The sequence below is a fragment of the Ensifer sp. EB106-03-01-XG145 genome (assembly GCF_058792075.1).
Map to the genome: position 1 here is coordinate 223,589 of NZ_JBYTEC010000004.1, position 26,689 is coordinate 250,277.

Below are 26,689 nucleotides of genomic sequence, written 5' to 3' on the forward strand. Positions count from 1 at the left end.
TTGCTGCTTCCGGCCGTGAGCGCCGTCTTCACCGTCGTTTGGCTTTTTGTGTGCAGAACTGGTTATGCCGCGGACGCAGCCTATGGCCCCTAGAACTGTAGATTTTCCTTGAGCAGGATCTCGATGCGGATCCGCTCCTGCGAGGCGAGCAACTCGCGGTGGTCGGCGCGGGCGCGCATAATGCGAAGTGCGCTTCTGACCGCATGGCCTGGGTCCTGAGCGATCAGTGCGTCGATGCGTTCGTCCATCAGCGCGCGCTCGCTGAAGGGCGTGCGCTCGTGGGCAATGACGGTGAGGTCGCGTGGCCCTTGCGCATTCCAGACCGCGGTTAGCGGCGCCCGCGCCTCGGAACTCAGCACGTAGACGGCAAGCGTATCGGGGTTGTGTTGCAATGTCCTGTTGATGATCAGTTCGGCGCGTTTCTCGTCGGCATAGGTTTCGAGCGAGGGCAGACACGCAAGATGTGGAAACTGCGCGTTGATGATGCTGTCGAAGCCGAGACGGCGCTGGATGCTGTCGAGTGCCATCATGGTTTCCGCCACGACCATGATCTTGCCGGGCTGGTTGCCGATGAAGCGGCCTGCGATCTTGCCGGCCGTGGCGCCGGCCGCGAAGTTGTCGATGCCGACATAGTCGGCCCTTTCCAGCCGTTCCTGGCCTGACAGGAACTGCACGACCTTCACGTCTCGTTCCACGAGCCGCACCAGCGCATCGCGCACCTGTGGCGATTCCGGTGCCATCACCGCGACGCCATCGACAGTTTCGTGATCGATGAGGCTCAGATACTTGGCGACGTGGTGCGGGTCTGCCATCGGGATCTGCACGGCCTCGACCTCGGTGGAATCGGCGCGCAGCGCGTCGCGTGCCTCGGTGACGCGCCCAATCAGTTCGCTCAGATACTGGTCGCCGGAGACGGGAAGGACGAAGCGAAACCGGTAGGTCTTGTTGCGCGCAAGTGCTACCGCCGCCGGGTTCCTGACGAAGCCGATGCGCTCGATGGCGTCGTTGACCTTGCGGAAAGCCTTCTTGCTGACATTCGGTCGGTCGTTCAGCACGCGGTCTACGGTGGCCAGGCTCACGCCGGCGGCCTCTGCCAGGTCTTTCGCGGTAGGGCGCATGCAATCGCTTCTCTTTGCTCACGAACCTTCAGGGCGATTCCTCCAACAAAAGCAATCGAAAAGCAAGAATTGATGTGCGCACCTCAAAATTTGCTTGCATTGAGGTGCGCACCTCAATATTAATAATACTGTGGCCGGCAGTGGAGTGCGTGAGGCCACGGAGCGATGCGAGGGAGGCCTGCCCACGAAGAAACGTCGCTTTGCGTCCGCTATTCGCCACAGGCGTTTTCAGCTTCCGATGGAGGTCGGGAGGAAAGGGGAGGAGGCCCCAGCTATGGAACTTCGTCATTTCAAACCATTGGCCGCATTGGGTGCCCTGCTGGCGGCAAGTGTCGCAAACACCGGCCACGCAAGCGCAACCGAGCTGACGCTCTGCTGGGCGGCATGGGATCCGGCAAACGCCTTGGTCGAACTCAGCAAGGATTTCGAGGTCAAGAGCGGCATCAAGATGAAATATGAGTTCGTGCCATGGCCGAACTTCGCCGACCGCATGCTGAATGAGCTGAACTCCGGCGGCAAGCTGTGCGACCTGATGATCGGCGACAGCCAGTGGATCGGCGGTGCGGCTGAAAACGGCCAGTACGTCAAGCTCAACGATTTCTTCGACAAGGAAGGAATCAAGATGAGCGACTTCATCCCGGCAACCGTCGTCGGCTATGCCGAGTGGCCGAAGAACTCGCCGAACTACTGGGCGCTGCCGGCATTCGGCGACGTCGTCGGCTGGAGCTACCGCAAGGACTGGTTCGCCCGCCCCGAGCTGCAGGCGGAATTCAAGAGCAAGTACGGTCGCGACCTTGCCGTGCCGAAGACCTTTGCCGAACTCAAGGACATCGCCGAATTCTTCCAGAAACGGGAGATCGACGGAAAGACGGTCTATGGTGCTGCGATCTATACCGAGCGCGGATCCGAAGGCATCACCATGGGTGCGATGGACGTGCTCTATAGCTTCGGCTTCGAGTATCAAAACCCCGACAAGCCTTACGAGCTCGAGGGATACGTGAATTCCGCCAAGGCGGTGAAGGGGCTGGAATTCTATAAGGCGCTCTACGACTGCTGCACGCCGCCTGGGCATTCCGACGCCTACATGTCCGAGGACATCGACGCCTACAAGTCAGGCCAGGTCGCCCTTCACATGAACTTCGCCTTTACCTGGCCCGGCATCAATGCCGACGCCAATGTGGGTGGCGACAAGTCGGGCTATTTCCCGAACCCGGCCGGTCCCGATGGCGTTGCCTTCGCGCAGCTCGGCGGCCAGGGCATCTCCGTAGTCTCAGCGTCCGAAAAGCAGGACGATGCGCTCGCCTACATTAAGTGGTTCGCCCAACCGGAAATCCAGCAGAAGTGGTGGCAGATGGGCGGCTATTCGGCGCTGCGCAAAGTTGTCGAAGATCCTGGCTTTGCAACCAGTCAGCCCTATGCCCAGACCTTCCTCGACTCCATGGCGATCGTGAAGGACTTCTGGGCCGAGCCCTCCTATGCCTCGCTGCTTCAGGCGACGCAGAAGCGCTTCCACGACTATGTGGTTGCCGGTCAGGGTTCTGCGCAGGATGCACTCGACGGTCTCGTCAAGGACTGGACGCAGATCTTCGACGACGAAGGCAAGTACTGACGCCAAAAGGGCCATGGCTGTGCACCTCCCAGCGCGCCATGGCGCGACACGGAGCCGGGGATTTTCCCCGGTTCTGTCGCCGCCTTCTGCATGGTTCCTTCGATTGTGGTCGATTGAAGGACGAAAACATGCAGCAATTCAAAGTGCTGCAGCGGCCTGCGCGGCGCGGCAGTCAAATGAGGGAACTACCCATGCTGAAATCAACAGTGGACCGGGTCGCCGGAGCGACACCGCATGCCCTTGCCAAACGGGTCCGAGGTCTCTCGGATCGCTCGCTGGCCTGGCTGTTCGTTGCCCCGTCCATCGTCCTGCTTCTCGCGGTCAATATCTTTCCGCTGATCTGGACGGTCCGCCTGAGCTTTACGAATTTTCGCGTCAACAGGCCGAATGCCGAGGTCCAGTTCATCGGGCTCAAGAACTACCTGAGCATCCTGTCCGACAAGGACATCTGGCTGACCATGCAGGCGACGGCCCATTTCCTGATCTGGACGATCGTCCTTCAGGTACTGATCGGCTTTTCCCTTGCCTATCTGATCAACAAGAAGTTCCGCGGCAACGATCTGTGGACGACGATCATCGTCCTGCCGATGATGCTGAGCCCGGCGGTGGTCGGCAATTTCTGGACCTTCCTCTACCAGCCGCAGATCGGTCTCTTCAATTACGCAGTCGGTTTCCTGACAGGGGCTGATCCGTCGAGTTTCTCGATGATCGGCGACGTGTCGCTTGCTCCCTGGGCAATCATCATCGTCGACACCTGGATGTGGACGCCCTTCGTGATGCTGATCTGCCTTGCGGGCCTTCGCTCCATTCCGAGCAGCATCTATGAGGCCGCCGAATGCGACCGCGCCAGCAAGTGGCGGCAATTCTGGACGATCACCATTCCGCTCGTACTGCCGTTCCTGATGCTCGCTGTGCTTTTCCGCGGCATCGAGAACTTCAAGATGTTCGACCTCGTCGTACAGCTGACCGGCGGCGGTCCGGGATCGATCACCGAGCTCACCTCGATCAACCTGAAGCGTGAAGCTTTCGAGAAGTGGCGCACCGGCTACGCCTCCGCTTACGCCGTCATCCTCTTCGTCACCGTCTTCGGACTGGCGTCGATCTACGTCAAAGCCCTGAACAAGGTCAAACAACGATGAGCTATTCCGTTACCGAGCCGTCGCAACGGCAAAAGTGGTTCGCCGGGATCCTGGTCGTTGGCTACGCGCTGATCACGATCCTGCCGCTTGTCTGGATCATCGCGACGAGCTTCAAGTCGCCCGCCGACGCGATCGCCTATCCGCCCAAGACCTTCTTTACGCCGACGGTGGAAGGCTATGTCAACGTCTTCACGACGCGCACCCGGCTTACCGAGGAGCAATTGCAGGCGGTCGGCGAGCCGCAGACCTGGTATGACCGGCTGGTTCGCAAGGATGGCCTCGTCATCTCCGGTCCGTCGCGCTTTGCCGAGCGGTTTACCAATTCGGTGATCATCGGCTTCGGCTCGACCGTGCTCTGCATTGTGCTCGGCACGGCCGCCGCCTACGCCTTCTCGCGCTTCAAGGTTCCGTTGAAGGACGATCTGCTGTTCTTCATTCTCTCGACGCGCATGATGCCGCCGATCGCCGTCGCCATCCCGATTTTCCTGATGTTCCGGTCGCTGGGTTTGAACGACACCCATGCGGGCATGATCCTGCTCTACACGGCCGTCAATCTGTCGCTGTCGGTCTGGCTGCTGAAGGGTTTCATCGACGAGATACCGATCGAGTATGAGGAGGCGGCCCTTATCGACGGCTACACCCGCTTCCAGGCGTTCTACAAGGTGGTGTTGCCGCAGGCGGCAACAGGCATCGCCTCCACCGCCATCTTCTGCCTGATCTTTGCCTGGAACGAATACGCCTTCGCGGTGCTGCTTACCTCGGGCAACGCCCAGACGGCACCCCCCTTCATTCCAACCATCATCGGCGTCAGCGGCCAGGACTGGCCGGCAGTTGCCGCCGGGGCGACCCTGTTCCTCGTGCCGGTCATGGTCTTCACCATTCTTCTGCGCAAACACCTGCTGCGCGGCATCACCTTCGGAGCCGTACGCAAATGACAAGATTTTTCAATGGATTGCTGCACTTGCGCCGCGGTGCCTGGGAAATGCTGGCATCGGCTCTGATTGCGGCGGGCGTCTTCATGCTCATGCAGCCCTTCGTGCTCGTGCTCTATTCCTGGTCCTTCGTCATAACCTTGCTGGGCACGGTGATGTTCATCATCGTCAGCCATTTTCCGGAGTAAGCCGATGGCGCAGATCAGAATTCAGAATGTGCGCAAGGAGTTCGGCGCCTTCACCGCGGTGCGCTCCTCGAGCTTCACCATTGAGGATGGCGAGTTTTTCATGCTGCTCGGCCCATCCGGCTGCGGCAAAACGACAACGTTGCGCATGATGGCAGGCCTGGAACTGCCGACGAACGGCGAGATCTTCATCGACGGTGAAGAGGTCGGGATGAAGCCGGCCAGCAAGCGCGACATCGCCTTCGTCTTCCAGATGTTTGCGCTCTATCCGCATATGAATGTGCGCAAGAACATCTCCTATCCGCTGGTCAGCCAGGGCTTGCGCGGCGAGGAAGTCAGGTCGCGCGTCGCCGAAGTCGCCCGCATTCTCAAGATCGAGAACATTCTCGACAAGCCCGTCGGCGGCCTTTCGGGCGGCGACCGCCAGCGCGTTGCGCTCGGACGCGCAATCGTGCGTCGCCCCAAGGCCTTCTTCATGGACGAACCCCTCGGCGCGCTCGATGCCGAGTTCCGCGAGCACATGGCCGAGGAACTGCGGGCACTGCACGACCGCATGGGCGCGACCACCGTCTATGTGACCCATGACCAGCTCGAAGCGATGCAGATGGGCGACAAGATCGTCGTCATGAACCATGGGGTCGTCGAACAGTTCGGCAAGCCGCAGCAAATCTACGACTGGCCCGCGACGAAGTTCGTGGCTCAGTTCATTGGTTCTCCGCCGATGAACTTCCTGGAATTCGAGGGGATGATCGGCGTGGGCGGCGGCGCTATCGATCTCGGCGGCATAGAGGTCAAGGTGCCGACCTCGCGGGAAGGACGCGCCGGAAGGCTGACGCTTGGCGTCCGGCCGGAACATGTGAAATTCGTCAGTGACGGCGCCTATCGGGGCCGTGTCAGCGCTGTCGAATATCTCGGGACCACCCAGATCGTGACGCTCGCAACGAGCCACGGCAACCTGAAGGCACGCATTCCATCGGGCCACCGGGTTCAGGAAGGCGAGCAGATCGGCCTCGAATTCGACGCGAGGACGCTTTCGGTTTTCGATGCGGAAACCGGCAAGGTGCTGTTATCCGACGGCAATGAAGGAGTGCTGAGACATGGCTGAAGTCGTCCTGGAAAATGTGACGAAGACGTTCGCCGGCACGGTTGCTCTCGATAATGTGTCATTGACGGTTCCGGATGGTTCGTTCGTCGTGCTGCTCGGCCCGACTGGTGCCGGAAAGACGACGACCTTGAGAATGGTCTCCGGCCTGGACACGCCCGATCGCGGTGAGGTCTATATCGATGGACAGCCGATGAGAGGACTGGCGCCTGCCGAGCGCAACGTTGCCATGGTCTTTCAACAATACTCGCTCTATCCACATCTCACCGTTCGTCAGAACCTGGAGTTCCCGCTGAAATCTCCGCTGCTGAAGACGCCAAGGGAAGAGATCGACCGGAAGGTGAGGGAGGTTGCCGAGGTTCTCCAGATCGCGCACAAGCTCGACAACAAGGCGACGGCACTGTCAGGTGGAGAGATGCAGCGCGTTTCCATCGGCCGTGCTCTTGTCCGAGATCCGCAGATTTTCCTCATGGACGAGCCGTTGAGCTCGCTCGATGCCAAGCTCAGGGCCGATCTTCGCATCGAGCTCAAACGCATCCAGGCAAGGTCGGGCGCAACCCTGCTCTACGTCACCCACGACCAGATCGAGGCGATGACGATGGCGACCCATGTCGGCGTGCTGAATGAGGGCAAGCTCGTTCAGTTCGGCTCGCCGCGCGAGGTGTATGAGCAGCCGGTCAGCGTCTATGCGGCGACGCGCCTCGGACAGCCGCGGATCAATGTGCTTCCGGCCGACATTTTTGCCGGCGCCCCCTTAGGCGCGGCAAGCATCGGCCTCAGACCGGAGCACATCCAGCAGGGTGCGGGGGAGGACGCTTTGGTCAAGCGCGTCGAGCATCTCGGCGACCAGACGCGCCTGCATCTGACCTTCAGGAAACACGATCTCATCACCGTCACGGACGCCCACACGCCACTCCGTGGCGGTGAAACGATCAAGATTCAACCTTTAAAGCCGCTCTACTTCGATGCGGCAGGCATGCGTTTGGCTTAAGGAGCTCGATATGGCGCAATTCATCAACAAACGGGAAGATGTCGTGACAGAAGCGATCGACGGTGTTCTGGCCCTGTCCGGCGGCGCGCTCACCCGCCTTGACGGCTATCCGCATATCCGGGTCGTGTTGCGCAGCGACTGGGATAAATCGAAGGTCGCGATCGTCTCGGGCGGCGGTTCCGGTCATGAACCCGCTCATGTCGGTTTCGTCGGACGCGGCATGCTGACGGCGGCGGTCTGTGGCGATGTCTTCGCCTCGCCGAGCGTCGACGCCGTCCTCGCCGGCATTCTCGCCGTGACCGGTCCGTCCGGATGCCTGCTCGTCGTCAAGAACTACACCGGCGACCGGCTGAATTTCGGTCTTGCGGCAGAGCGCGCCCGCGCCTTCGGGCTGAAGGTCAGCATGGTGATCGTCGGGGACGATATCGCGCTGCCCGACCTGCCGCAGGCGCGCGGCGTTGCCGGCACTCTTTTTGTGCACAAGATCGCCGGCGCGCTCGCCGAACGCGGGGCGGACCTCGAGACGGTAACGGCGGCGGCCAAACGGGTGATCGCGGGCACGCGCAGCATCGGCATGTCGCTGGACACCTGCCGGGTACCGGGTTCGCCAAAGGAAGCGCGGATACCTTCGGGCAAGGCGGAGCTCGGCCTCGGCATCCATGGTGAGGCCGGTGTCGAACAGATCGATTTTGCGGGCGCCCGCTCGGCGGTGGCGACCATGGCTGAGCGTCTGGCAGCCGTCATGGGGGAAGGCGCCCATGTCGCGCTGATCAACAATCTGGGCGGCACCTCGGTTCTCGAAATGTCGGTGCTCGCCCACGACCTCATCAATTTGCCTCTCGGAAACAGGATCACTCACACGATTGGTCCGGCGCCGCTGATGACATCGCTCGACATGCAAGGCTTCTCGGTCTCGGTCTTTGCAGCAGACCAGGCGGAACTTGAACTCTTGAAGGCACCGGTGGCGATCGCCGCCTGGCCGGGTGTCTCGGAGGTCCGACCGATCGCCGTCAGCGCGTTGCCGGATGGCCTGACCCCGATCACGCCGATGGCATCCGACCATGGGGCGACGCGTGCATTCCTGATCGATTGCTGCAAGGTGTTGATCGCCGCCGAGCAGGATCTCAATGCGCTCGACGCAAAGTCCGGCGATGGCGATACGGGCTCGACGCTGGCGGGAGCCGCTCGCGCCCTGATCAACGCTATCGATCGGCTGCCACTTTCCGATCACACTCAGCTTTTGCGGGCGATCGGCCAGGAACTGAGCCAGACCATGGGCGGTTCCTCCGGCGTGCTGCTTGCCATTTTCTTCGCAGCCGCCGGCGACGGAGCATCAAGCGGTCTACCGATGCGCGAGGCGCTTCGAACCGGGCTTGCGCGCATGCAGGAGATCGGCGGTGCCAGGATCGGAGACCGAACGATGATCGATGCCCTGTCTCCGGCGCTCGATGCGCTCGGCGACAGCGTGGTCGCGGCAGCGGCCGCCGCACGAACGGGGGCGAACTTCACCTCCACCCTGACGCGTGCCAAGGCCGGTCGCGCGGCCTATATCAACGCGAAGCAGCTTGAGGGCCATGTCGACCCCGGTGCCGAGGCCGTCGCCCGGCTGTTCGAGCATCTGGCAGCCTAGTTTGCCGCTACCACTGGCAATACGCCGCCGAGCCTAGCGTTCGGCGGCGTAGGCTACTTGCCTCCCGTCTATGTCTGATCGAAAGCCCGCCACATCTCGCCGATGGATCGTAAGACGACCCCAGGACATTAAGGGCATCGAGCATTCCCAATCTCCGCCAGAGGCTGAAAAGCTACAGCCGCGACTTCCGTTTCGACAGTGCGTGAACGGACGAAGTGCGATTTCGGGCCAGGATCGACATTCCCGCTCGGCCGTTGGCGGCCTAACAGCAAAGATCGGGATATTTTCTTCTGCATATTGCCAAAGTGTTTTTCGTCATGGTAACGTTCCCACAGAGTTCAGGTGATGCCTTGAGAGGCATTGCTTGAGCTTTGGGAGGAAGCTTTATGAACAACAGGACGGGCCGAAGGGCGACCATTATCGACGTCGCCAAACGCGCAGGCGTTTCGAAGAGCACCGTCGCGCGGGTTCTCGGCGGCTCCGCCAATATTTCCGAGGAAGCGCGCGACCGCGTCTTGAAGGCGGTTGCTGCCACCGGTTACGAGCCCAATCAGCTTGCCGTCGGCATGCGTTCGGGCCGCAGCGGCCTGCTCGGCATCGTCATTCCTGATATAACCAACCCGTTCTGGGCCGAAGTTGCCCGCGGCGCCCAGGATCGGGCGGCGAAGGATGACATTTCGCTTCTGATTTTCTCGTCCGATTGGGATGCGCACAAGGAGGCGACCCACCTGCGCGCACTGCGCCGGGCGCGTGTTGACGGGGCGATCATCAATCCCGTTGCGGATAATTTCGACGACCTCGACCGTTTTGGCATGCCTTTCGTCTTCATCGGCTCCAGCGCCGAGCGCTTCCCCGATACGTTGAGCGTCGGCTCCGACATCGCTCAGGCGGTGCGGCTCGGCATGGATATCCTCGTTGAGCGCGGACACCCGGCGCCGGCCTTGATGCTCGGGCCGAGGTCTCGTCTCGCGCGCGCCCGCTTCCTGCGCTCGGTCCACGAGCACTGCATCGCCCGCGATGTCGATCCCGAAGTCCTGATGGTCGAAGAGTCCGACTATACGGTCGAGGGCGGTCGCAGCGCGATGGCCCGCCTGCTTGCGAAGCAGTGGAGAGGAAACCGCGCCGTGTTCGTCGCCAACGACCTGATGGCGCTTGGGGCCATGATAGCCGTTCGCGAGGCGGGGCTGAGATGTCCTGAGGACATCTCGATACTGGGCTTCGACGGCATCCCGGCAGGAGCCTTTTCCTGGCCGGGCCTGACGACCATCGAAAAGCCCGGCCGGCAGATCGGCATTCGTGCGGTCGAATGCCTGATCGATCAGATTGCTGGTGGGCGCCAGCGCGAGCGGATTTATCTGCCGTGCCGATTGGTGGAGCGCGGCTCGCTTGCCGACGTTTCAGCCTCGGCACCCGTGCGTGTTGCGGCAGGGAGGTAGGCAATGGCGGTAAGCAACGAACTTGCGGTGAACGCAACTATGCCACGAAATGGGAACGTTCCCAAAATTCGGCGCCAGAGCTTCGCCAAAAGCGTTCGGCAATGGTGGCCCTATTACCTGATGATGGCTCCTGGCCTGATCTTCTTCGTGATCTTTCACTACTTTCCGATCTGGGAAGCCAAGATTGCGTTCGAGCAGCTACGTATCATCCCGCCGAACATCTGGGTCGGCATCAAGCATTTCCAGACGCTCTTCTCGTCACCGATCTTCTGGCAGGTGCTGGCGAACACGCTGATCCTCTCGACGATGAAGATCGTCTTCTTCTTCCCGATCCCGATCATCGTCGCGCTTTTGCTCAACGAGATCCGGGGAGGCGCCTTCCGCAAATTCATCCAGTCGGCAATCTACCTGCCGCACTTCCTCTCCTGGGTGGTCATTGCCGGCGTGTTCATTGCGGTGCTTTCGCCGAGCGACGGCGCGGTCAATGACATCATTGGTTTCTTTGGCATGCAGCCGGTCTCCTTCATGACCGACACCGGCTCGATCCGCTGGGTGCTGGTCTTCTCGGAGATCTGGCGGTCGGCCGGCTGGGACAGCCTGCTTTATCTCGCCGCCATCATCGCCATCGACCAGGAGCTCTACGACGCGGCCGAGATCGATGGGGCGAACCGCTGGCAAAAGATCCGCTACGTTACCATTCCCGGCATCGTGCCGACGATCGCGACGCTCTTCATCCTGAATGCCGGCATGTTCCTGAATGCCGATCTCAACCAGGTGATCAACTTCTCCAACGACGTCGTGCGCAGCAAGATCGATATCATCGACACCTATGTCTACCGCATCGGCCTGCAGACCGGCGAATACTCGCTGGCGACGGCCGCCGGCCTCTTCAAGGCGGTGCTCGGCATGCTGATGATCGTCGCAGCGCACCTTCTTTCCAAACGTCTCACTGGCAAGGGGGTATGGTGATGGCCGCCCACAACGTTCGCAGAACGCCGCTCGAGCGGCTCGAATATGCGATCATCGTCTCGACGCTGCTGTTCCTCGTCGTCCTGACGGTCCAGCCGCTCCTCAACCTGCTCGCCATTTCATTCTCCGACCCGGGCAAGGTCGCAGGGATGAGTGGCTTGACGGTCATCCCCAATGGGTTTTCGACCGAGGTCTGGGATCTGCTGATCAACAATTCCGCCGTTCAGCGGGGCCTCGTGAACTCCATCTTCATCACGCTGGTCAGCACGGTTCTTGGCGTCGTCATGACGGCGCTGATGGCCTGGGCGCTTTCTCGTCCCGGTCTGCCGGGCCGGCGTATCATCTTCGTCTTCGTGCTGGTCACGATCGTCTTCGAGCCCGGCATCATCCCGGACTATTTCATCAACAAGCGCCTCGGTCTGCTCGACAGTTACTGGTCGCTGATCCTCTTCAAGGTGGTCAACGCCTGGTACCTGATCATCCTGGTGCGCTTCTTCGAGGAGGTGCCGAAGGAACTGATCGAGGCCTCCGAGCTCGACGGCGCCAATCCGTTCCAGATATTCTGGTACGTGGCGCTGCCGCTCGCCAAATCGGCGCTCGCGACCATCGCGCTCTTCTATTTCGTCTTCCACTGGAACGAGTTTTTCCGGGCGATGATCTACCTCAACGACCAGTCGAAGTGGCCGCTGCAGGTGGTGCTGCGCCAGTTCGTGGTCGAGGGCGACAAACTCGCCATGGTCGGGGTGGTCGAAAGCAACACCTACACGGGTGCCAGCCAGATCAACATCCGTGCGCTGAAGGCCGGCATGATCCTGCTCACCATCGCGCCGATCCTCGCGATCTACCCGCTCATCCTGAAGTTCTTCACCAAGGGCACCATGAGCGGTGCGCTGAAGGGCTGACGATGTCGAACCGAAACATAAATGGCCAAAGCATATTGGGAGGAACAAACATGCTTGGAAGACTGATCCTTGGCGCAACGACCGCCGTGGCACTGATGGCGAGCGTCGCGATGCCCGCCTTCGCCGATCCGGTAACGATCCGCGTCGTCTCGAAGGACCTCACGACGAGCAATCCTGACGACGTCAAGCTCATGAAGGCCTACGAGGAGGCGCTGAAGGCCAAGGGCACCGACATCCACATTCAGGTCATCGACCTGCCGTCCTCGGGTTACGCCGACAAGCTCAGCGCCATGCTTCTGTCAGGCGATATCCCGGATCTCATCTATTTCCAGGGCGGCGACGCCAAGATGGCAGAACAGGGCGTGCTGGAAGACTGGAACAACTGGCTGCCGAAGACGACCTATCTCAAGGACGCGCTTTTTCCGCACAATGTCGAGCGGCTGAAGAACTATCCCTATCTGCTCTATGTCTATCCGCCACGCATGCCGCAGCCGGTCATCCGCGCTGATTGGCTCGAAAAATCGGGCGTCGCCGCGCCGAAGACGACAGACGATTACGTCACCCTCTTCAAGGCGATCAAGGACGGCGATCTCGACGGCAACGGCAATGCCGATAGCTACGGCGTCACCACTGCCGACAACACCCAGGAGCTCGATGCGATCTTCAACCAGGCCTTCGGCGTCACCGGCACCTGGCTGAAGAACGATGCCGGTGAATGGATCCATGCGCGCGTCTCGGCAGCGGAAAAGGCGAAGATCGCCTTCTATGCCTCGCTTCGCGAGCAGGGCCTCTATGACCCGGAGTTCATCACCACCAAGTGGGACGTGAAGGAAGACAAATTCTATTCCGGCCGCGCCGGCGTGATCTTCGGCTCTTCCGCTGAGGTCATCGACATCTATGGCGGCAAGATGCGCCAAGCCCATCCTGACGTGACGCTGAGCCTGCTGTCTCCGCCGAAGGGGCCGTCCGGTCAGGGGCTGATGGCGCTCGACGTCTCCAAGGAATCCCGCGGCCTCGCCATCGCGACGACTTCTGAACACAAGGAAGAGGTGGTCAAGCTGCTCGATTTTATCGCCAGCCCCGAGGGCCAGGCGATCGAGCGGCTCGGCTTCGAAGGCGAGCAGTACACCAAGGACGGCGAGACCATCAAACCGACCGACAAGCTCGCCACCTGGTATGCTCGCTTCCTCGTTGCCGCAAACTGGCAGCCGCCGGTGCAGTGGCTAAGTGAGGCCGCGCAACAATCGCTGAAGACGATCTCAGCCGACTTCAAGCCGGACAATGCCTTCGTCTGGCCTGCCGACTACGCCACCGACATCGATGCCACCGAAAACGTCTACCGGGCCTGGGTGTACAAGTTCGTCTCCGGTGAAGCCAAGATGGACCAATGGGACCAGTTCGTTTCCGAATGGAACGGTGCCGGCGGCGAGAAGATGACCGAATATGCAAGGACGGTTCTCAATGACAAATGATGCTGCAGGGCTCTCCCTTAGGGGAAGGGTCCGGGCGCTTCTCTTTGGCGTCGCTTACGGCGACGCCATCGGGGCGCCGGTCGAAAAACTCTCCGCCGCAGAAATTCGCGAGCGCTATGGCCGGGTGACGTCGCTCGATACCGAATGGCACCGGATGAAGCAGAGCGAAGCGGCCCGTAACGGCCGTGTCCGCGGCGGCGGCATCGTCACCGACGATACGCTGATGACGCTCTGCGTCATGTCGATCTACGACGACGTCAAGCGTCACCTTGATGCCTGGGACATGGCTTCCGGCATGGTGCGCGAGATCGCCTGGACGCCGCGCTGGGTGCCGGAATTGCAGCGCGAGACGATGCTGATCGAGCGACTGTTCTATCCGGAAAAGTGGATCTTTCAGCGCCATCAGCTTTCCGGCTGCGACCCGCGACAGGGTGGCGTCGGCAACATGGTGAATTGCGGAGCGGCCATGTACATCGCGCCGATCGGCGTGGCGAACGCCTGCGATCCGAAGGCAGCCTATGACGAGGCGATCGCCTTTGCCTCCGGCCACCAGCAGAGTTTCGGTCTCGAGGCTGCCGGCGTGCTTGCGGCTGCCGTTGCCGCCGCTTTCGTGCCGGGAACCACGCTCGACACCGTCATCGAAGAAACGCTTGCCGTTGCCAAGGACGGTACGCGTGATGCGATCGCCGACATCCTGGGCGCCGCGCGCTCACTGAGGGGCGCGGACCATCAGACGGTCGTCGCCGAGTTTCACCGGATCATCGCCCGCTATTCGCCGATGGGCGACAATGTGCAGCATACGCCGCAGAAGGCCGGCATTGCCACCGACGCCTACCAGCCGTCGCGCCTCCACGCGATCGAGGAATTGCCGCTGGCCCTCGGCTTTGCCGTCGTCAATGACGGGGATTTCTACAAGACGATCGTCGACGGCATCAATTCCGGCCGCGACACGGATTCGATCGGCGTCATGGCCGGCGCGATCCTCGGCGCCATGCATGGCGAAAGCATTATTGACCGGCCGATGGCCTCCCAGCTCGACCGCGTCAACAAGCTCGACCTCTTCGGCTCCGCCGATGCCTTCACCGAAACGGTGACAGCAATCCAGGCGGCAGACCGCAGCCGAGAAACAGCGCGGGCGCAGGCACGCGCGGGCCTCGTTGCCGTCCCCGAACTCACCCAGGTTTCCAGTCTCTAGTCTTTGAAAGCATCCGATGCTCAGCACCACAGAAATCTTCGAGCGGATCTATTCCGGTTTCATCGGCAAGGCGATCGGCGTGCGCCTCGGCGCGCCCGTCGAGCCGACCATCTGGAGCTATGAACGCATCCGCGACACCTATGGCGAGGTGACGGAATATCTGCGCGATTTCAAGAATTTCGCGGCGGACGATGACACCAACGGTCCGGTCTATTTCATCCGGGCGCTGCGCGACTACGGTCTCGGCGCGACCGCGGAAGAGGTCGGCAAGACCTGGCTGAACTATGCGGCCGAGGAACACGGCATGTATTGGTGGGGCGGCTTCGGCAATTCGACCGAGCATACCGCCTACCAGAACCTTCGGGCCGGCATCCCGGCGCCGCAGTCCGGCTCGATCGCCCAGAACGGCACCACGGTTGCCGAGCAGATCGGCGGCCAGATCTTCATCGATAGCTGGGGCTGGGTGCATCCGGCCGATCCCAAGACGGCGGCTGAGGCCTCGGCGCGCGCGGCAAGTGTCGCGCATGACGGCGAAGGATTGAACGGCGCGCGTTTCTGCGCCGCGGCGATCGCCCAGGCCTTCGTTGCAAAAAGCATCGAGGAAGTCGTCGAGACGGGCCTCGCGACGATCCTGGCCGATTCGCTCTATGCCAAGGTTTCTCGCGCAGTCCTTCGTTTCCACGACAGCAACCCGAATGACTGGCGCGCCTGCCGCGACATGCTGACTGCGGAATGGGGCTATGACCGCTATCCCGGCGTCTGCCACATCATTCCGAACGCCGGCGTTCTCGTCATGGCGCTGATCTATGGTCAGGGCGACCTGCCGCGCACGGTCGAAATCGCGACGATGGCCGGCTGGGATACGGACTGCAATGCCGGCAATGCCGGTGCGATCGTCGGCACCCTGCAGCAGGTGCAGCCGAGCTGGGACAAATACCGCAAGCCGATCAACGATTTCGTCGTCGCCTCGGGCGTTACCGGCACGATCAACGTCGTTGATATTCCCTCTTTTGCCCGCGAGCTGACGGTGCTTGCGCTCCGCCTGCAGGGACGGGAGGCCCCGGCGCTCTGGGTCGAGGATTTCGAGCGTCGCGGCGTGCGTTTCGACTTCGACGCTCCCGGCGCGACCCATGGGTTCCGCACCGAGCCGTTCAACCAGATTGCCGTCAAGGCATCGGCGGAGCGTCATACGGAGAACGCCAAGGCATCGCTAGAAATCCTGCTCGACCGGCTGGAACGCGGGCAGGGTGGGCGGATCTTTTGGAAGCCCTTCTATCGCCGCTCCGACTTCGACGACGAGCGCTACCGCCCGATGTTCACGCCGCTTGCCGATGACGGCCAGACGGTGAAGTTCAAGCTCTGGCTCGACCCGTGGAACGGCGACGGCAACTTGCGCGTAGCGTCCTACGTCCGTCGTGCCATGACCGGCACCATTCAGGAAACGAGCGCCTGGCACGTGCCCTCGGCGAGCGGCTGGCAGGACTACGAATTCACCATCCCCGATGGCAACGGCGAGGCGGTCGATGAGATCGGTATCCTGGTCGAATATTTCGGGCGCTTGAAGTTCCTCGGCCGGCTGTTCCTGGCGGACTTCTCCGTATCCGGCAAGGGACGTGCCGTGATCGACCCTGCGAAAGAAGTGCACGAATGGGGCGGCATTACCCGCTTCACCTGGAACCGTGGCCATTGGAGCCTGCAGCAGGGGCGCATCCATGCGCATACGGCGACCGACGCGGATGCCTGGACCGGCAATGCCTACCTGCGGGACGTCAGTGTCGTCGCGGAGCTTCAGCCGCTCTCCGGCGCCTCGCATCTGGTGGTGGCACGCGCTCAAGGGACAAGCCGCTTCTATGCCGCCGGTTTTGAGAATGGCGAGGCCGTGATCCTTCTGGAAAATCACGGCACCACGATCCTCGCGCGCAGCCCATTCCGTATCGAATACGGCCGGAGTTACGCGGTCGATCTCACGGTCGAAGGCGGCAAGCTGACGTTTTTCGTCGATGGCGAGCGGGTGCTCCAAGCGGATGATGCGACGCTCAGCTACGGCATGGCGGGTCTACGCATGGCCTCGGCTGGACGCATGTCGATCGGCCGGCTCGAGGTCGCCGAGCACTAACCGCGTGACGCGGAAAGGAAGGGAGGAAACATGTCCGAGATAGAGCTCAGAAGTGTCGGCAAGAGCTATGGCAGTGTCGCCGTGCTCAACGACATCTCGCTGGAAATGGGCGATGGCGAATTCGTCGTGCTCGTCGGCCCTTCGGGCTGCGGCAAGTCCACGCTGCTGCGCATGATCGCCGGGCTGGAGGATATCTCAGCCGGCGAGATCACTATCGGCGGCAAGGTCGTCAACGACATGCCGGCGAAGGAGCGTGACATCGCCATGGTCTTCCAGTCCTACGCGCTCTATCCGCACATGAAGGTCGCGGAGAACATGAGTTTCGCGCTGAAACTCGCCGGTGCGCCGAAGGCGGAGATCCACAAGCGCGTGACCGAGGCCGCCGAAATCCTCGGTCTGGAAAAGCTGCTCGACCGCTTGCCGCGGGAACTCTCCGGCGGCCAGCGCCAACGTGTCGCCATGGGCCGCGCCATCGTGCGCGACCCACGCGCCTTCCTCTTCGACGAGCCGCTCTCGAACCTTGATGCCAAGCTGCGCGTGAAGATGCGCGGCGAGATCAAGAAGCTGCACCAGCGGTTGCGCCGGACGATGGTCTACGTGACCCACGACCAGACCGAGGCCATGACCATGGCCGACAAGATCGTGGTGATGAACGGCGGAAAGATCGAGCAAGAGGGCGCGCCGCTCGAACTCTACAACGATCCCGCCAATCTTTTCGTTGCCGGCTTCATCGGCTCGCCGGAGATCAACCTCATCGAGGCGACCGCTGACGGCGAAACGGCATTGACCCGCGGCGGAGTCTCCTTGCCGCTTGGAAGACAGGTGCAGCCGGGTACGCGCGTCGTCTGCGGCATCCGCCCGCAACATATCACGCTTGGAGCAACGGGCGTGCCGGGCCGCATCAGCCTGGTCGAACCGACCGGCGAAGATCAGGAAATCGTCGTCGATATGGGCGGCCAGGATATTTCCGTCGTTGTCCACGGCGGCAAGCTGCTTTCGGCCGGCCAGGATGTGACGCTTACGATCGACGTCGACAAGGTTCTGCTCTTTGACAAGGAAACCGGGGAGCGCATTCGATGAGCGGGTTTGCCAAGCGACAGTTCGATCCCGCTGCCAAGGGGCCGCTTGTCGGCACTAGGGTTCTGGATCTCTCACGCCTTGTCGCCGGCAACATGTTGTCGCTGCAGCTCGCCGATGCCGGTGCCGACGTCATCAAGGTCGAGCCGCCAGCCGGCGATCCGCTTCGGGATTGGAAAGACGACGGCCACTCGCTTTACTGGAAGACCTATAGCCGCAACAAGCGCTCCGTCGTGCTCAACCTTCGGCAGGAGGCGGCCATGGCGGCGCTCTGGGCGCTGATCGAAACGGCCGACGTCTTCATCGAGAATTTCCGGCCGGGGACGCTGGAGCGCATGGGCCTTTCGCCGGAAGCGCTGCATGCGCGCAACCCCAACTTGATCATCGTGCGGATCTCGGGCTTCGGACAGACCGGCCCCTATGCGCAGTTCCCGGGCTTCGGCACGATCGTCGAAGGCATGAGCGGATTTGCCTACCGAACCGGCTTTCCCGACCGCGAACCGGTGCTGCCGCCGCTGGCACTCGCCGACATGATCGCCGGTGTCTACGGAAGTTCGGCCACCGTCACGGCGCTGCTCGCGCGTGATCGCGGTTACGCAAAGGGACAGGTGATCGACCTCTCGCTGCTCGAGCCGATGTTTTCGGTGCTCGGACCGGAAGCCGCGATCTACCGGACGACCGGCAAGATCAAGGAGCGCGTGGGCAGCGCCTCCAACACAGCCGCACCGCGCAACGTCTACCGGTGCCGCGACGGTAAATACGTGGCGCTATCCGGTTCGACACCCCAGATCGCAAGGCGGATATTCGAGATCATCGGCCGCGCCGACATGAACGAGGATCCACGCTTCGCGACCAATTCGGAGCGCGTCAAGAACCGGGACCTCGTCGACGAAGCCGTTGGCGGCTGGTTCGCCCGGCACGACCACGATGAAGCGCTGAAGATCATGCGCGACGCCGGCGCGACGGTTGGACCGATTTACAACATCGCAGATGCCGTTTCCGACCCCCATTTCGCCGAGCGCGAGATCATCGTCGACGTGGAGGACGCGGAGTTCGGCAGCCTGCCGATGCACAACACCGTGCCGCGGCTTTCGGAGACGCCGGGTGTCTGGCGGAGACCGGCGCCAACGCTTGGGGAACACACGGCTGAGGTCCTCACCGAAGCCGGGCTGGATGCCAGCGCAATCGACCTCATTCTGAAAGGTAGGGCAGCATGAGACTGCGGTCTCTTCTCTATGTGCCTGCCTCGTCCGAACGCTTCATCGCCAAGGCGCATGAACGTGGCGCTGACGCCATCGTCCTCGATCTCGAGGATTCCGTCGCCGACGGCGATAAGCAGGCGGCACGCGCTGGACTTGCGCAGTCAGTCCCCCTGGCCGGGCGAAGCGGCGCCAAGGTCTTCGTGCGGATCAATGCCGAACCGGACTGGCAGAAGGCGGATGCCGAGGCCGCTTGTCGCGCAGGCGCCTTCGGTCTTTTCATCGCCAAGGCCCGTTCGCCCGAGCAGGTGTGCGCTGTTGCCGAACATCTGGCACCGACCGAACGCAAACTCGGGCGCGAACCGCTCGTTTTCGTTGCGCTGTTGGAGGATGCCGGCGCGGTGCTGGACGCGAGATCAATTGCCGCCTGTCAGCGCGTGTTGGGCCTCGTGGCCGGTGGCGAGGATATCGCCACGAGCATGGGGGCCGAACCGCTCCCCGAGGTGTTGCGTCTGCCGAAGTTGCTCGTGCATTTCGCAGCCAAGGCGGAGGGCAAGCTGTCCTTTGGCACTCTTACGACCGTTGCCGACTATCAGCAGCGCGATGCCCTTGAGGCCGCTGCCCGCGAAGCAAGCCGCCATGGCTTCGACGGTGCAACCTGTATTCATCCCTCTGCCGTGCCGATCATGAATGCGGCATTCTCACCCAGCCAAGAAAAGGTCGCCTGGGCGCGCGCCGTGCTCGATGCCGCGGCAGGTGCGGCGGCCGAGGGCAGGGGTGCCTTCCTTGTCGGCGACCGGATGGTCGATGCACCGATCATCGAACGCGCCCGCCGCATTCTGCAGACGATCGATTAGTCAAAGCCCGCGAAGACCCCGCTTTTTACAAGGAGCCGCCGGCCTGGGTGTCACGCCACGCGGAAAGTGGCGAAACACCCTACAGCGCCGCGCGTCTTATCAGACGCGCAAAGGTCGCTGTAGCACTTTGGAGTGCTGCATGTTTTTGTCCTTTAACCGGCTACGATTAAAGGAAACATGCAGTAGCCGCCGCAACCTGAAATCACATGGCGTCCTTGCCCTTCATGGCATTCTCCATGTGGGTCTTGCATTTTGCCGCATCTTTCGCCGCCATTGCTTCCTTGGCCATGGCCAGTTCCTTCGTCGCCATGTCCTTCTTGGTGGCGTCGGTGATGGAACCCACGTCCGTTTCCAGCTTTGTCATGCCGGCCTCATCGCAGGTCATATCGGCCTGGGCCATGGCGACGCCGGTGAAAGAAGCGGCCATGACGGCTGCAATTAGAAGTTTGTTGAACATCGCATCTGCCTCCTGTTTTGGGCGGTATTTCGCGCCCCAAACCAGCGGGCGGAAACTACGTTCCCTTGAAGGCGACAATTGCCGTCCGCGCGTTGGCTTTCAGCGGCTTGCGCGGAACCAAAGCGGCCTCCCAACGTTATGCGCTCGCAAGGGGAGGTGCAGGATGAAACACGCGGATATCCGAACAGTCGACAACCCCCAGGCCAAACATATCTGGGATGTCGCCGATTATTGCCGGCGCACCGGCATTCACAAGACCGAAGAGCAGCGCCTGATGAAGGTGCTGGGCAGATACGCGACGAGTCATGAGCTTCAGATGAACATCGTGCGCGTTCATACGCGCATACGCTGATTGCTCGATACAGGCTTTTCACGGAGTACCACGGCTGGACCGCTCGTTTGCGGGGCTTCGCTCTCTCATTCGCAACGTCGTTTCAGTCCTTCGCAGCGTTGACGAGGCTCAGTCTACGAACTCAACGATGACGCCAGGTTTGACCATCCCTGCCAATTCTTCCGCATCCCAGTTCGTCAAGCGAACGCATCCGTGCGATCCGGACTTGTCGATCATCGATGGTTCCGGCGTGCCGTGGATTCCGTAGGTTGGCTTCGACAGGTCGATCCAGACGCTGCCAACAGGGCCGTTCGGACCGCCGGGCAGGGTCAGTTTCTTCCGGTTGTCGCCCTGCTGGAAATTGATCTTCGGATTGTAAACATAGGGAGGCGTGCGAGCGACCCCCTTGACCTTATGCGTGCCGGAGGGCGACGGGGCCTCGCGGCTGCCGATCGTGGCTGGGTAGGCGGCAATGAGGGTTCCGTCGCCTGCGAAGGCCATGACTTGGCCGGAGCGTCGGTGCACTTCGATGCGTTTGACTGTCCCCTGCCTTGGGGCTCCAGGGACCATGACGGACACGCTATTGCCGACCGAAAACATCGAGGCCGCATTGAGCGCCTTGAGGAGATCGATGTCCATGTGAAAGCGCTCGGCCAGCTTCTCGGCGACGCTTGTATATCCGAGCTGATCCATTTTCGCCTGTTCGGAGTAGTCTTTGGGTATAGTGGCGACGAGACCTTTGGTGTCCTCTTCGGAGATCACATAGGGCTGTACCGCCGGCGTCTGATCCGAAAGTCGTTCAATGACATCCTGGTCCAGTTTGCCGTCTGCCGGCAGACCCTGCATGGTCTCGAAGGCGGCAATCGCCTTGCGCACGTTCTCGCCGTCGTAGCCGTCGATGACGCCAGGCGACACACCCGCGCGATCCAGAAGAACTTGAAGCCGAACGATGGCGGGGTCGGGATCGTCAGAGGCTCCAGTCTTCGGCTCCAACGAAGTGGGCGCGATCGAAGCGTTGTTGATCGCATCTGGCTGAAGCGGTTGGGCCAGAGCCACAGCGGCGGGAAACAGCATCAACAGTACAGTCGACAGGGTCATGTTCTTCATGACCATTCAATCAACTGGGCGCCGGATTTGTTCCCGCCCATCGAGATACCGCAGCCGGCCGGGATCATAGCTCGGAAAGCCGACACGCCGTTGATCGCGGCAACAGCCACTTTCCGCACCGCCCCGATGGCCGGCGCGGAAGCGCTCTGCCCTCAAAAGGGATCGACCTTGCAGGTCTCGCGGACCTATCTATCGGGCGGAGCTAGTTGAGCACACGCATCGGCGCGCCGCGTCGGGGAAAGGACGTCGCTTCCGAACGCGATCGCTCAAGCAACATGGCGTTTTCAAACAGGGTACCCTCATCGCAGATGCCGCCGCGAAGCTGATCTGTCAGATACCGAACCAGGCGCACTGCACGCAGACTGTTCGCAGGGATGTTCTGCCACAGGCAGACCCGGTCGAATGTGCGCTGGAGCATTTCAAGCTCGGTTGCATTCCATTGGCCATTAAGATCATTGACTGCCCACTGCATTGAAACCTCCCTGGCGGCCGTGGTTCCCGGCCCATCCTCCAGTTGACGCTCTCAGTTTCACGCGGGGTATCGCTGATATTGGCTTCGACCCGCGGACCTTCTTGGGGGAGACAGGCTTCATTCGCCCGATCTCCCATGCAGTCATTCCCGGTCGTCGGCTCCGGGGCGACGACCGGCCGGTCAATCTATACCTCTTCATGGAATTAAGCCAGTGACGTTGGGTTGCCGTGGACTCGGCACCCGCAGCACCTGTCTTTCGTGGTGATCATCGCTATCTGCAGAAAGGGAGCGTATGAATCGATACAAGAATTCAAAGTTGATTGCGTACAGCTTTCCATTGGCGCGTCGTTCGATGTTGCGGGCCCCAAGCCGCGGCCGAGGTGCTTCATTAGTTCGGCGCGGCTGATCGAACAGCGTAGCAACAGATGCGGATCACGGAGCAAGATTAACCGAAGGTCCCGGCGATCAGCCGGCACCAATGCTCTCCGGCAATACCGTTGAAGAAGCCTTGCCCGTCCCGGCAGGCCTGGACGATTGCCGGGTCACGGGAGTGGAGTACTGTTGAGTAAACATGGACGAAGGCAATCCGACGCCCGAGCATGGCTTCCATAAGTACCGGCTGTGTCCGACCCCGCAGGCCCGGAAGTCCACGCTTGGTGGCATGATCTACAAGACAGTCGATGACCGGGCCGGCCTGGCCCGGCAGCGCCAAAACCTGCAGCACCCGCCCGATCTCGCCCGCCTTGGCGTAATAGGCGAAAGCGCCAACGAGCGTGCCGGTGCGTGCGGCGACCAGAGCGTAGACGAGCTCTCCTTGTTCGGGCTTTTGCTCCGCATCACCGAGAATGTAGTCGAGCTGCCCTTCGGCCCATTCGGGGCGAAGCGGAAACTGCGCGATGAAGCGATCGACCACGGCGGCAAAGCCATTGCGATCGGTTTCCTGTGTCGTGAAACCGGCTTGGCTAATGCCGGCGGCAGACACGGCGGACCAGCGTTGTTCGCCCGGCGCCATCCGCTTGCGGTAGGCGCTGTCAATGGCCCGCGCGAAAGGTGCGGCGAGCCGCGCCGGCTTGATGCGGTTGGACGCAACACTCAGGCTGAAGGAAGCGGGCTGGATGACGCGCACCCAGTCGAGGCTGTATTGCGGCAGGACGACGCCACGAAGCCGTGTCCACATCTGCGCCGAGACGTCGCTTGCAGTTTCGCTGAAGGAAAGATCCTGTGGTCCGGCCAGAAAGGCCTTGAGGACGCGCGCTCCGGCCAAGGGATCGTTCTCGCGATCCTCGACCATCAGCGAGCCGCAGATGGCCGCACGCAGCCGGCGGCCATTCAGCACCATTGGCAGGACGTTGACGCCGACAAATCCGGAAATGACGCCCTTGTCGTTCACGTGCACGAGGGGGCGTATCTCCGGATCGCAGCCGGGCGCATCGAGGTAAAGCTGCTGCATGTAATCGGCAAGTGCCGGCGGCGGAGTGCCCTGGTCGTTGCGGAACACCCGCTGGAACATGCCTGCGATCGCTGGGATGTCCGTGCTTTCAAGCGAACGGATTTCGCTCATTTTTACTCGTTTCCGGCCGCGAAAAGATAATCATACCAAACATAAGTCGACTTTCTATCGGTCTCACCACATCGAGTTATGAATTTAGTGCTGTAAGTCGTGACAAACATTCGGGTCATGGGAAACGAGATCCAACTCCCTAGAAGAAGACGAATAAAAGGAAGAAACGGAGGTGATCCTCGAAGACGAGCGGGCAGTAGTGTGCTCCGTGGCAGTTAGTGGGTTTGTAAATTCGCTTACGCGAAGCAAGTCATAAGAGAGGCTCTTCATCAACCCATAAGCTACGCAGATTGGTGCAATGCCCCCAAGGATGGCAACATCATGTCACCTCCCACTTTGGAGCCACGTCTGCGGCCGGTGAAGGTATGACGCGATAGTTGCATTAGCATAACCTCACGCTGAACCTTGTGCCAAGTAGAATTCGACGTAAACGAGCCCAACCCGGGATGGCATTGAACGGACTGCCGACAGACTATATTGGCGCTTGCAACGCCATGACCCCTACGAAAGATATCAGGACTGACAACGCGCAAAGCGCATCGGAGCCCACGGCAGAATTAGTCAACTCGAAAACACCGCGGGGGATAGGGAAGAAGAGGGCCGCGCCCGGCTATGTTTTTGGCCGGGGCGGCCATATCGCCTCCACCTCGAATTACCAGGTTTGGCGACCGTACCAGTCATCAATTTCGCGACGCACCCGGTCTCGTTCGATCCCGTAAAGCTCCTGAATTCGGCCTTCGAGTTGCTCGCGGTTGCCGGCGATCTGATCCAGATCGTCGTCGGTTAGCTTGCCCCACTGTTCCTTGATCTTGCCTTTGACCTGCTTCCAATTTCCTTCGATACGATTCCAGTCCATTCAAGGATCCTCCTTAATTTAGAGACGCCCCCCAACTCGCGGGGACCAAATTGGTTCTCGCCAGGCCGTTGGCTTCTCCGAAGTTTCAGGAACATTGGGAAAGCAGAATGGATTGGGCGGCAGTGCAGCGGAACATTTTGGGAGGTCGGACGTACTAGTTGGGTCAGGTAGCACGAATCCGCAAATGAATGCCTGGTCGGACGCGAGCAGAACCGATGCCGTCACGCCTATTCGATGAGGACGCAGTCGCCGACGATGTCCTTCGGGCGCGTTTCGCTGCGATCGTGGAATCGTCTTTCGATGCCATCGTCAGTAAGGATCTGGATGGCACTGTCCGTACTTGGAACGGAGCCGCGGAGCGGCTCTTCGGCTACATGGCAGACGAAATGATGGGGCAGTCCATCCTCACCATTATCCCACCGCATCTTCACGAAGAAGAGATGAGACTGCTCGACCGCCTGAGGCGAGGGGAGCGGATCGAGCCGTTCGAGACGGTACGCCAACGCAAGGCTGGAAGCTACGTCACCGTTTCGCTGACGGTCTCGCCTATTCGAAACGGCGTGGGCAAGATCGTGGGTGCGTCGGTGGTTGCCCGTGACATTACGTCGACCAAAGAAAAGGAACGGCGCATTCGCCTTCTTCTGCGTGAGGTCAACCACCGGGTTCGGAACCAGTACGCAATCATCCTTGCAATGATCAGGCAGAGCCGCAGCGAGGCATCCAATGCCGGCACTTTCCAAAAACGTCTCGAAGAGCGCATCTGGGCATTGGCGGCCTCTCACGATTTGATTGCGTCGGCCGACTGGAAGGGGGCCGATCTCGGTGATCTCGTCGAGACACAATTGGCGCCCTTCTATGCCGGTGACACCTATGAGATTTCAGGGCCGTCCCTTGCGTTGGTACCAGTCGCGATCGAGAATCTCGGCATGGCGATCCACGAGCTGGCGCTGAATTCGCTGCGCAGCGGTGTCCTGAAAAATCGAACCGGAGCGATCTCAGTGCAATGGGCGCTTGCCGAACGGGGGCCGATCCGAGGCTTCTCGATCACATGGGAAGAGCGGGTCGCACCGGGAAGAAAAGGCCCGAGTTTTCCGCAGTCCGGGTTCGGAGCCGTTGTGCTGAGGCGCAGCGCGGCGCAAGCACTGAATGCGACGGTCGACGTCGTCTGCGGTGACGGGGTGCTCCGGTGGCGGCTGGCGGGAAAGGCGGATCGGTTCCTGGAGCCATACCAGACCGCCTCGGAGCCGCGCCCGACCGATGGGGCATAGCGGCTCCGCGGTTTCGTGTGGTCACCCTGCCAGGCGATGGCGACGTTCGGTCATGTATTTGTCGAGATCACTGCGCGCTGGCCCGACACGACCGAAAATCTCGCGCGCAACCAAGGGCGTCAAACCGTATTTGGCAATGAATTCCGCGAGGTCGTAATGCCCGTAGTAGACGGCTTCCGACGGATTGATGATCTTCGCGCGCCCTCGTTTCGCAGCTGCAGACGGTTTGCTCCCATAGGAAGCGGGCTGGTCCTGTGCCATCTCAGATCTCCTGATGCCGTGTAACGTCAGTGTTCGCTTCGCAGCCCACGCCGACCCGTGGGGCACTGCGTATCCGTGCCCAAGTGCTCCAAACGGCTTTTTGTTCCCTGTAGAAACCTTCGATTGCGACGGAAGAGGCGGTTCGATGCTGTCGCATCATCAGGGTGGTGGGCGAGGGGCGGCCGGTCGATTTGGTCAGTCGATCTTCCCCATCAGCGCCGTGCCGAGACTGCCCATCGCGAACGAAGCGCCGAAGGCGAAGATCTGCATCAGCAGGGCGACAGGGTCGATTGAGCCGTTGTGGCCAAGCGCCTGGGGGGTCTGGGCAACGATCACCAGAGCGGTCATTGTTCCCAACAGGAAACCGGACGACAGGTGCCAAAAGAGAAAACGCAACAAGCTAGGCATTTTCCACCTCCGTGGAGAGAGGCGAGTGCCTTTGGCAAC

26 protein-coding genes are annotated in these 26,689 nt (G+C 61.3%); 18 read left to right on the forward strand and 8 right to left on the reverse strand.

Features of this window, described 5'->3' with window-relative positions; translation table 11 throughout:
- Nucleotides 1–89: 89 nt before the first annotated feature.
- The gene (locus AC3WWH_RS13480; RefSeq protein ID WP_058321419.1) at nt 90–1,118 is read right to left on the reverse strand and encodes a LacI family DNA-binding transcriptional regulator; all 1,029 of its coding nucleotides are present in this window, start codon (nt 1,116–1,118) and stop codon (nt 90–92) included.
- 274 nt (nt 1,119–1,392) lie between these two features.
- Here AC3WWH_RS13480 and AC3WWH_RS13485 point away from each other — a divergent pair, with 274 nt between their 5' ends.
- The 16 genes from AC3WWH_RS13485 to AC3WWH_RS13560 all read left to right on the forward strand — a co-directional run bounded on the left by AC3WWH_RS13485 (nt 1,393) and on the right by AC3WWH_RS13560 (nt 19,929).
- Nucleotides 1,393–2,727: an ABC transporter substrate-binding protein gene (locus tag AC3WWH_RS13485; RefSeq protein WP_058321420.1), complete on the forward strand. Its 1,335-nt coding sequence runs from the start codon at nt 1,393–1,395 to the stop codon at nt 2,725–2,727.
- A gap of 191 nt (nt 2,728–2,918) precedes the next feature.
- On the forward strand, nt 2,919–3,866 hold the full coding sequence (locus AC3WWH_RS13490) for a carbohydrate ABC transporter permease (protein WP_057249298.1): 948 nt from the start codon (nt 2,919–2,921) through the stop codon (nt 3,864–3,866).
- A complete protein-coding gene (locus AC3WWH_RS13495; protein WP_113399636.1) occupies nt 3,863–4,801 on the forward strand; it encodes a carbohydrate ABC transporter permease in 939 nt (312 codons plus the stop codon). Before AC3WWH_RS13490 ends, AC3WWH_RS13495 begins: the two co-directional genes overlap by 4 nt.
- Entirely contained in the window at nt 4,798–4,986 is a 189-nt protein-coding gene (locus tag AC3WWH_RS13500) for a hypothetical protein (RefSeq protein WP_058321421.1), read from the forward strand. Before AC3WWH_RS13495 ends, AC3WWH_RS13500 begins: the two co-directional genes overlap by 4 nt.
- Nucleotides 4,987–4,990: 4 nt before the next feature.
- Complete coding sequence (locus AC3WWH_RS13505) at nt 4,991–6,088, forward strand: ABC transporter ATP-binding protein (RefSeq protein WP_058321422.1); 1,098 nt, start codon at nt 4,991–4,993, stop codon at nt 6,086–6,088.
- Entirely contained in the window at nt 6,081–7,076 is a 996-nt protein-coding gene (locus tag AC3WWH_RS13510; RefSeq protein ID WP_058321423.1) for an ABC transporter ATP-binding protein, read from the forward strand. The genes AC3WWH_RS13505 and AC3WWH_RS13510 overlap by 8 nt, the downstream gene beginning before the upstream one ends.
- Before the next feature lie 10 nt (nt 7,077–7,086).
- Entirely contained in the window at nt 7,087–8,706 is a 1,620-nt protein-coding gene (locus AC3WWH_RS13515; protein ID WP_492377046.1) for a dihydroxyacetone kinase subunit DhaK, read from the forward strand.
- Between the two features lie 386 nt (nt 8,707–9,092).
- Nucleotides 9,093–10,142: a LacI family DNA-binding transcriptional regulator gene (locus AC3WWH_RS13520; protein ID WP_058321425.1), complete on the forward strand. Its 1,050-nt coding sequence runs from the start codon at nt 9,093–9,095 to the stop codon at nt 10,140–10,142.
- Nucleotides 10,143–10,145: 3 nt separating this feature from the next.
- The gene (locus AC3WWH_RS13525) at nt 10,146–11,111 is read left to right on the forward strand and encodes an ABC transporter permease (protein ID WP_082640721.1); all 966 of its coding nucleotides are present in this window, start codon (nt 10,146–10,148) and stop codon (nt 11,109–11,111) included.
- Nucleotides 11,111–12,013 (forward strand): carbohydrate ABC transporter permease, encoded by a 903-nt coding sequence (locus AC3WWH_RS13530; protein WP_113399637.1) that lies wholly within the window; start codon nt 11,111–11,113, stop codon nt 12,011–12,013. The genes AC3WWH_RS13525 and AC3WWH_RS13530 overlap by 1 nt, the downstream gene beginning before the upstream one ends.
- 50 nt (nt 12,014–12,063) lie before the next feature.
- Nucleotides 12,064–13,485 (forward strand): extracellular solute-binding protein, encoded by a 1,422-nt coding sequence (locus AC3WWH_RS13535; RefSeq protein ID WP_492377047.1) that lies wholly within the window; start codon nt 12,064–12,066, stop codon nt 13,483–13,485.
- Nucleotides 13,475–14,680: an ADP-ribosylglycohydrolase family protein gene (locus AC3WWH_RS13540; RefSeq protein ID WP_113399633.1), complete on the forward strand. Its 1,206-nt coding sequence runs from the start codon at nt 13,475–13,477 to the stop codon at nt 14,678–14,680. The genes AC3WWH_RS13535 and AC3WWH_RS13540 overlap by 11 nt, the downstream gene beginning before the upstream one ends.
- Before the next feature lie 16 nt (nt 14,681–14,696).
- Nucleotides 14,697–16,796 carry an ADP-ribosylglycohydrolase family protein gene (locus AC3WWH_RS13545; RefSeq protein ID WP_058321427.1) on the forward strand — a complete coding sequence of 700 codons (2,100 nt, stop codon included), beginning with the start codon at nt 14,697–14,699 and terminating at the stop codon, nt 16,794–16,796.
- Between the two features lie 30 nt (nt 16,797–16,826).
- A complete protein-coding gene (locus tag AC3WWH_RS13550; protein WP_113399632.1) occupies nt 16,827–17,876 on the forward strand; it encodes a sn-glycerol-3-phosphate ABC transporter ATP-binding protein UgpC in 1,050 nt (349 codons plus the stop codon).
- Entirely contained in the window at nt 17,873–19,090 is a 1,218-nt protein-coding gene (locus tag AC3WWH_RS13555; protein WP_492377048.1) for a CaiB/BaiF CoA transferase family protein, read from the forward strand. Before AC3WWH_RS13550 ends, AC3WWH_RS13555 begins: the two co-directional genes overlap by 4 nt.
- Nucleotides 19,087–19,929, forward strand: coding sequence for an HpcH/HpaI aldolase/citrate lyase family protein (locus AC3WWH_RS13560; RefSeq protein ID WP_113399631.1), 843 nt, complete (start codon nt 19,087–19,089; stop codon nt 19,927–19,929). Before AC3WWH_RS13555 ends, AC3WWH_RS13560 begins: the two co-directional genes overlap by 4 nt.
- 202 nt (nt 19,930–20,131) lie before the next feature.
- Here AC3WWH_RS13560 and AC3WWH_RS13565 read toward each other — a convergent pair whose 3' ends face one another.
- Entirely contained in the window at nt 20,132–20,386 is a 255-nt protein-coding gene (locus tag AC3WWH_RS13565) for a hypothetical protein (protein ID WP_058321431.1), read from the reverse strand.
- A 163-nt stretch (nt 20,387–20,549) separates the two neighbouring features.
- Here AC3WWH_RS13565 and AC3WWH_RS13570 point away from each other — a divergent pair, with 163 nt between their 5' ends.
- Nucleotides 20,550–20,738, forward strand: a complete 189-nt coding sequence (locus AC3WWH_RS13570) for a hypothetical protein (RefSeq protein WP_113399630.1) — start codon at nt 20,550–20,552, stop codon at nt 20,736–20,738.
- Nucleotides 20,739–20,846: 108 nt separating this feature from the next.
- Here AC3WWH_RS13570 and AC3WWH_RS13575 read toward each other — a convergent pair whose 3' ends face one another.
- From AC3WWH_RS13575 to AC3WWH_RS13590, 4 genes are all read right to left on the reverse strand, one after another.
- The gene (locus AC3WWH_RS13575; RefSeq protein WP_113399629.1) at nt 20,847–21,830 is read right to left on the reverse strand and encodes a L,D-transpeptidase family protein; all 984 of its coding nucleotides are present in this window, start codon (nt 21,828–21,830) and stop codon (nt 20,847–20,849) included.
- 196 nt (nt 21,831–22,026) lie between these two features.
- Nucleotides 22,027–22,296: a hypothetical protein gene (locus AC3WWH_RS13580; RefSeq protein ID WP_058321433.1), complete on the reverse strand. Its 270-nt coding sequence runs from the start codon at nt 22,294–22,296 to the stop codon at nt 22,027–22,029.
- Between the two features lie 445 nt (nt 22,297–22,741).
- Entirely contained in the window at nt 22,742–23,857 is a 1,116-nt protein-coding gene (locus tag AC3WWH_RS13585; RefSeq protein WP_492377049.1) for a hypothetical protein, read from the reverse strand.
- A 652-nt stretch (nt 23,858–24,509) separates the two neighbouring features.
- Nucleotides 24,510–24,713: a CsbD family protein gene (locus AC3WWH_RS13590; RefSeq protein WP_058324726.1), complete on the reverse strand. Its 204-nt coding sequence runs from the start codon at nt 24,711–24,713 to the stop codon at nt 24,510–24,512.
- Nucleotides 24,714–24,928: 215 nt separating this feature from the next.
- Here AC3WWH_RS13590 and AC3WWH_RS13595 point away from each other — a divergent pair, with 215 nt between their 5' ends.
- Entirely contained in the window at nt 24,929–25,981 is a 1,053-nt protein-coding gene (locus tag AC3WWH_RS13595) for a PAS domain S-box protein (RefSeq protein ID WP_162752649.1), read from the forward strand.
- A 21-nt stretch (nt 25,982–26,002) separates the two neighbouring features.
- Here the strand turns inward: AC3WWH_RS13595 and AC3WWH_RS13600 are convergent, their stop codons facing one another.
- Both AC3WWH_RS13600 and AC3WWH_RS13605 read right to left on the reverse strand, forming a co-directional pair.
- Nucleotides 26,003–26,242 (reverse strand): hypothetical protein, encoded by a 240-nt coding sequence (locus AC3WWH_RS13600; RefSeq protein ID WP_058324724.1) that lies wholly within the window; start codon nt 26,240–26,242, stop codon nt 26,003–26,005.
- A gap of 195 nt (nt 26,243–26,437) precedes the next feature.
- The gene (locus tag AC3WWH_RS13605) at nt 26,438–26,650 is read right to left on the reverse strand and encodes a hypothetical protein (protein WP_156433222.1); all 213 of its coding nucleotides are present in this window, start codon (nt 26,648–26,650) and stop codon (nt 26,438–26,440) included.
- Between the last annotated feature and the right edge of the window lie 39 nt (nt 26,651–26,689).

Excerpts from the sequence above, each read along its gene's own strand:
- AC3WWH_RS13500 (WP_058321421.1), top strand. The coding sequence starts at position 4,798 with ATGACAAGATTTTTCAATGGATTGCTGCACTTGCGCCGCGGTGCCTGG.
- AC3WWH_RS13480 (WP_058321419.1), bottom strand. The coding sequence starts at position 1,118 with ATGCGCCCTACCGCGAAAGACCTGGCAGAGGCCGCCGGCGTGAGCCTG.
- AC3WWH_RS13605 (WP_156433222.1), bottom strand. The coding sequence starts at position 26,650 with ATGCCTAGCTTGTTGCGTTTTCTCTTTTGGCACCTGTCGTCCGGTTTC.
- AC3WWH_RS13550 (WP_113399632.1), top strand. The coding sequence starts at position 16,827 with ATGTCCGAGATAGAGCTCAGAAGTGTCGGCAAGAGCTATGGCAGTGTC.
- AC3WWH_RS13545 (WP_058321427.1), top strand. The coding sequence starts at position 14,697 with ATGCTCAGCACCACAGAAATCTTCGAGCGGATCTATTCCGGTTTCATC.
- AC3WWH_RS13525 (WP_082640721.1), top strand. The coding sequence starts at position 10,146 with ATGGCGGTAAGCAACGAACTTGCGGTGAACGCAACTATGCCACGAAAT.
- AC3WWH_RS13530 (WP_113399637.1), top strand. The coding sequence starts at position 11,111 with ATGGCCGCCCACAACGTTCGCAGAACGCCGCTCGAGCGGCTCGAATAT.
- AC3WWH_RS13595 (WP_162752649.1), top strand. The coding sequence starts at position 24,929 with ATGCCGTCACGCCTATTCGATGAGGACGCAGTCGCCGACGATGTCCTT.
- AC3WWH_RS13490 (WP_057249298.1), top strand. The coding sequence starts at position 2,919 with ATGCTGAAATCAACAGTGGACCGGGTCGCCGGAGCGACACCGCATGCC.
- AC3WWH_RS13555 (WP_492377048.1), top strand. The coding sequence starts at position 17,873 with ATGAGCGGGTTTGCCAAGCGACAGTTCGATCCCGCTGCCAAGGGGCCG.
- AC3WWH_RS13580 (WP_058321433.1), bottom strand. The coding sequence starts at position 22,296 with ATGCAGTGGGCAGTCAATGATCTTAATGGCCAATGGAATGCAACCGAG.
- AC3WWH_RS13570 (WP_113399630.1), top strand. The coding sequence starts at position 20,550 with ATGAAACACGCGGATATCCGAACAGTCGACAACCCCCAGGCCAAACAT.
- AC3WWH_RS13515 (WP_492377046.1), top strand. The coding sequence starts at position 7,087 with ATGGCGCAATTCATCAACAAACGGGAAGATGTCGTGACAGAAGCGATC.
- AC3WWH_RS13560 (WP_113399631.1), top strand. The coding sequence starts at position 19,087 with ATGAGACTGCGGTCTCTTCTCTATGTGCCTGCCTCGTCCGAACGCTTC.
- AC3WWH_RS13600 (WP_058324724.1), bottom strand. The coding sequence starts at position 26,242 with ATGGCACAGGACCAGCCCGCTTCCTATGGGAGCAAACCGTCTGCAGCT.
- AC3WWH_RS13535 (WP_492377047.1), top strand. The coding sequence starts at position 12,064 with ATGCTTGGAAGACTGATCCTTGGCGCAACGACCGCCGTGGCACTGATG.
- AC3WWH_RS13520 (WP_058321425.1), top strand. The coding sequence starts at position 9,093 with ATGAACAACAGGACGGGCCGAAGGGCGACCATTATCGACGTCGCCAAA.
- AC3WWH_RS13510 (WP_058321423.1), top strand. The coding sequence starts at position 6,081 with ATGGCTGAAGTCGTCCTGGAAAATGTGACGAAGACGTTCGCCGGCACG.
- AC3WWH_RS13485 (WP_058321420.1), top strand. The coding sequence starts at position 1,393 with ATGGAACTTCGTCATTTCAAACCATTGGCCGCATTGGGTGCCCTGCTG.
- AC3WWH_RS13540 (WP_113399633.1), top strand. The coding sequence starts at position 13,475 with ATGACAAATGATGCTGCAGGGCTCTCCCTTAGGGGAAGGGTCCGGGCG.
- AC3WWH_RS13590 (WP_058324726.1), bottom strand. The coding sequence starts at position 24,713 with ATGGACTGGAATCGTATCGAAGGAAATTGGAAGCAGGTCAAAGGCAAG.
- AC3WWH_RS13565 (WP_058321431.1), bottom strand. The coding sequence starts at position 20,386 with ATGTTCAACAAACTTCTAATTGCAGCCGTCATGGCCGCTTCTTTCACC.
- AC3WWH_RS13505 (WP_058321422.1), top strand. The coding sequence starts at position 4,991 with ATGGCGCAGATCAGAATTCAGAATGTGCGCAAGGAGTTCGGCGCCTTC.
- AC3WWH_RS13585 (WP_492377049.1), bottom strand. The coding sequence starts at position 23,857 with ATGAGCGAAATCCGTTCGCTTGAAAGCACGGACATCCCAGCGATCGCA.
- AC3WWH_RS13495 (WP_113399636.1), top strand. The coding sequence starts at position 3,863 with ATGAGCTATTCCGTTACCGAGCCGTCGCAACGGCAAAAGTGGTTCGCC.
- AC3WWH_RS13575 (WP_113399629.1), bottom strand. The coding sequence starts at position 21,830 with ATGGTCATGAAGAACATGACCCTGTCGACTGTACTGTTGATGCTGTTT.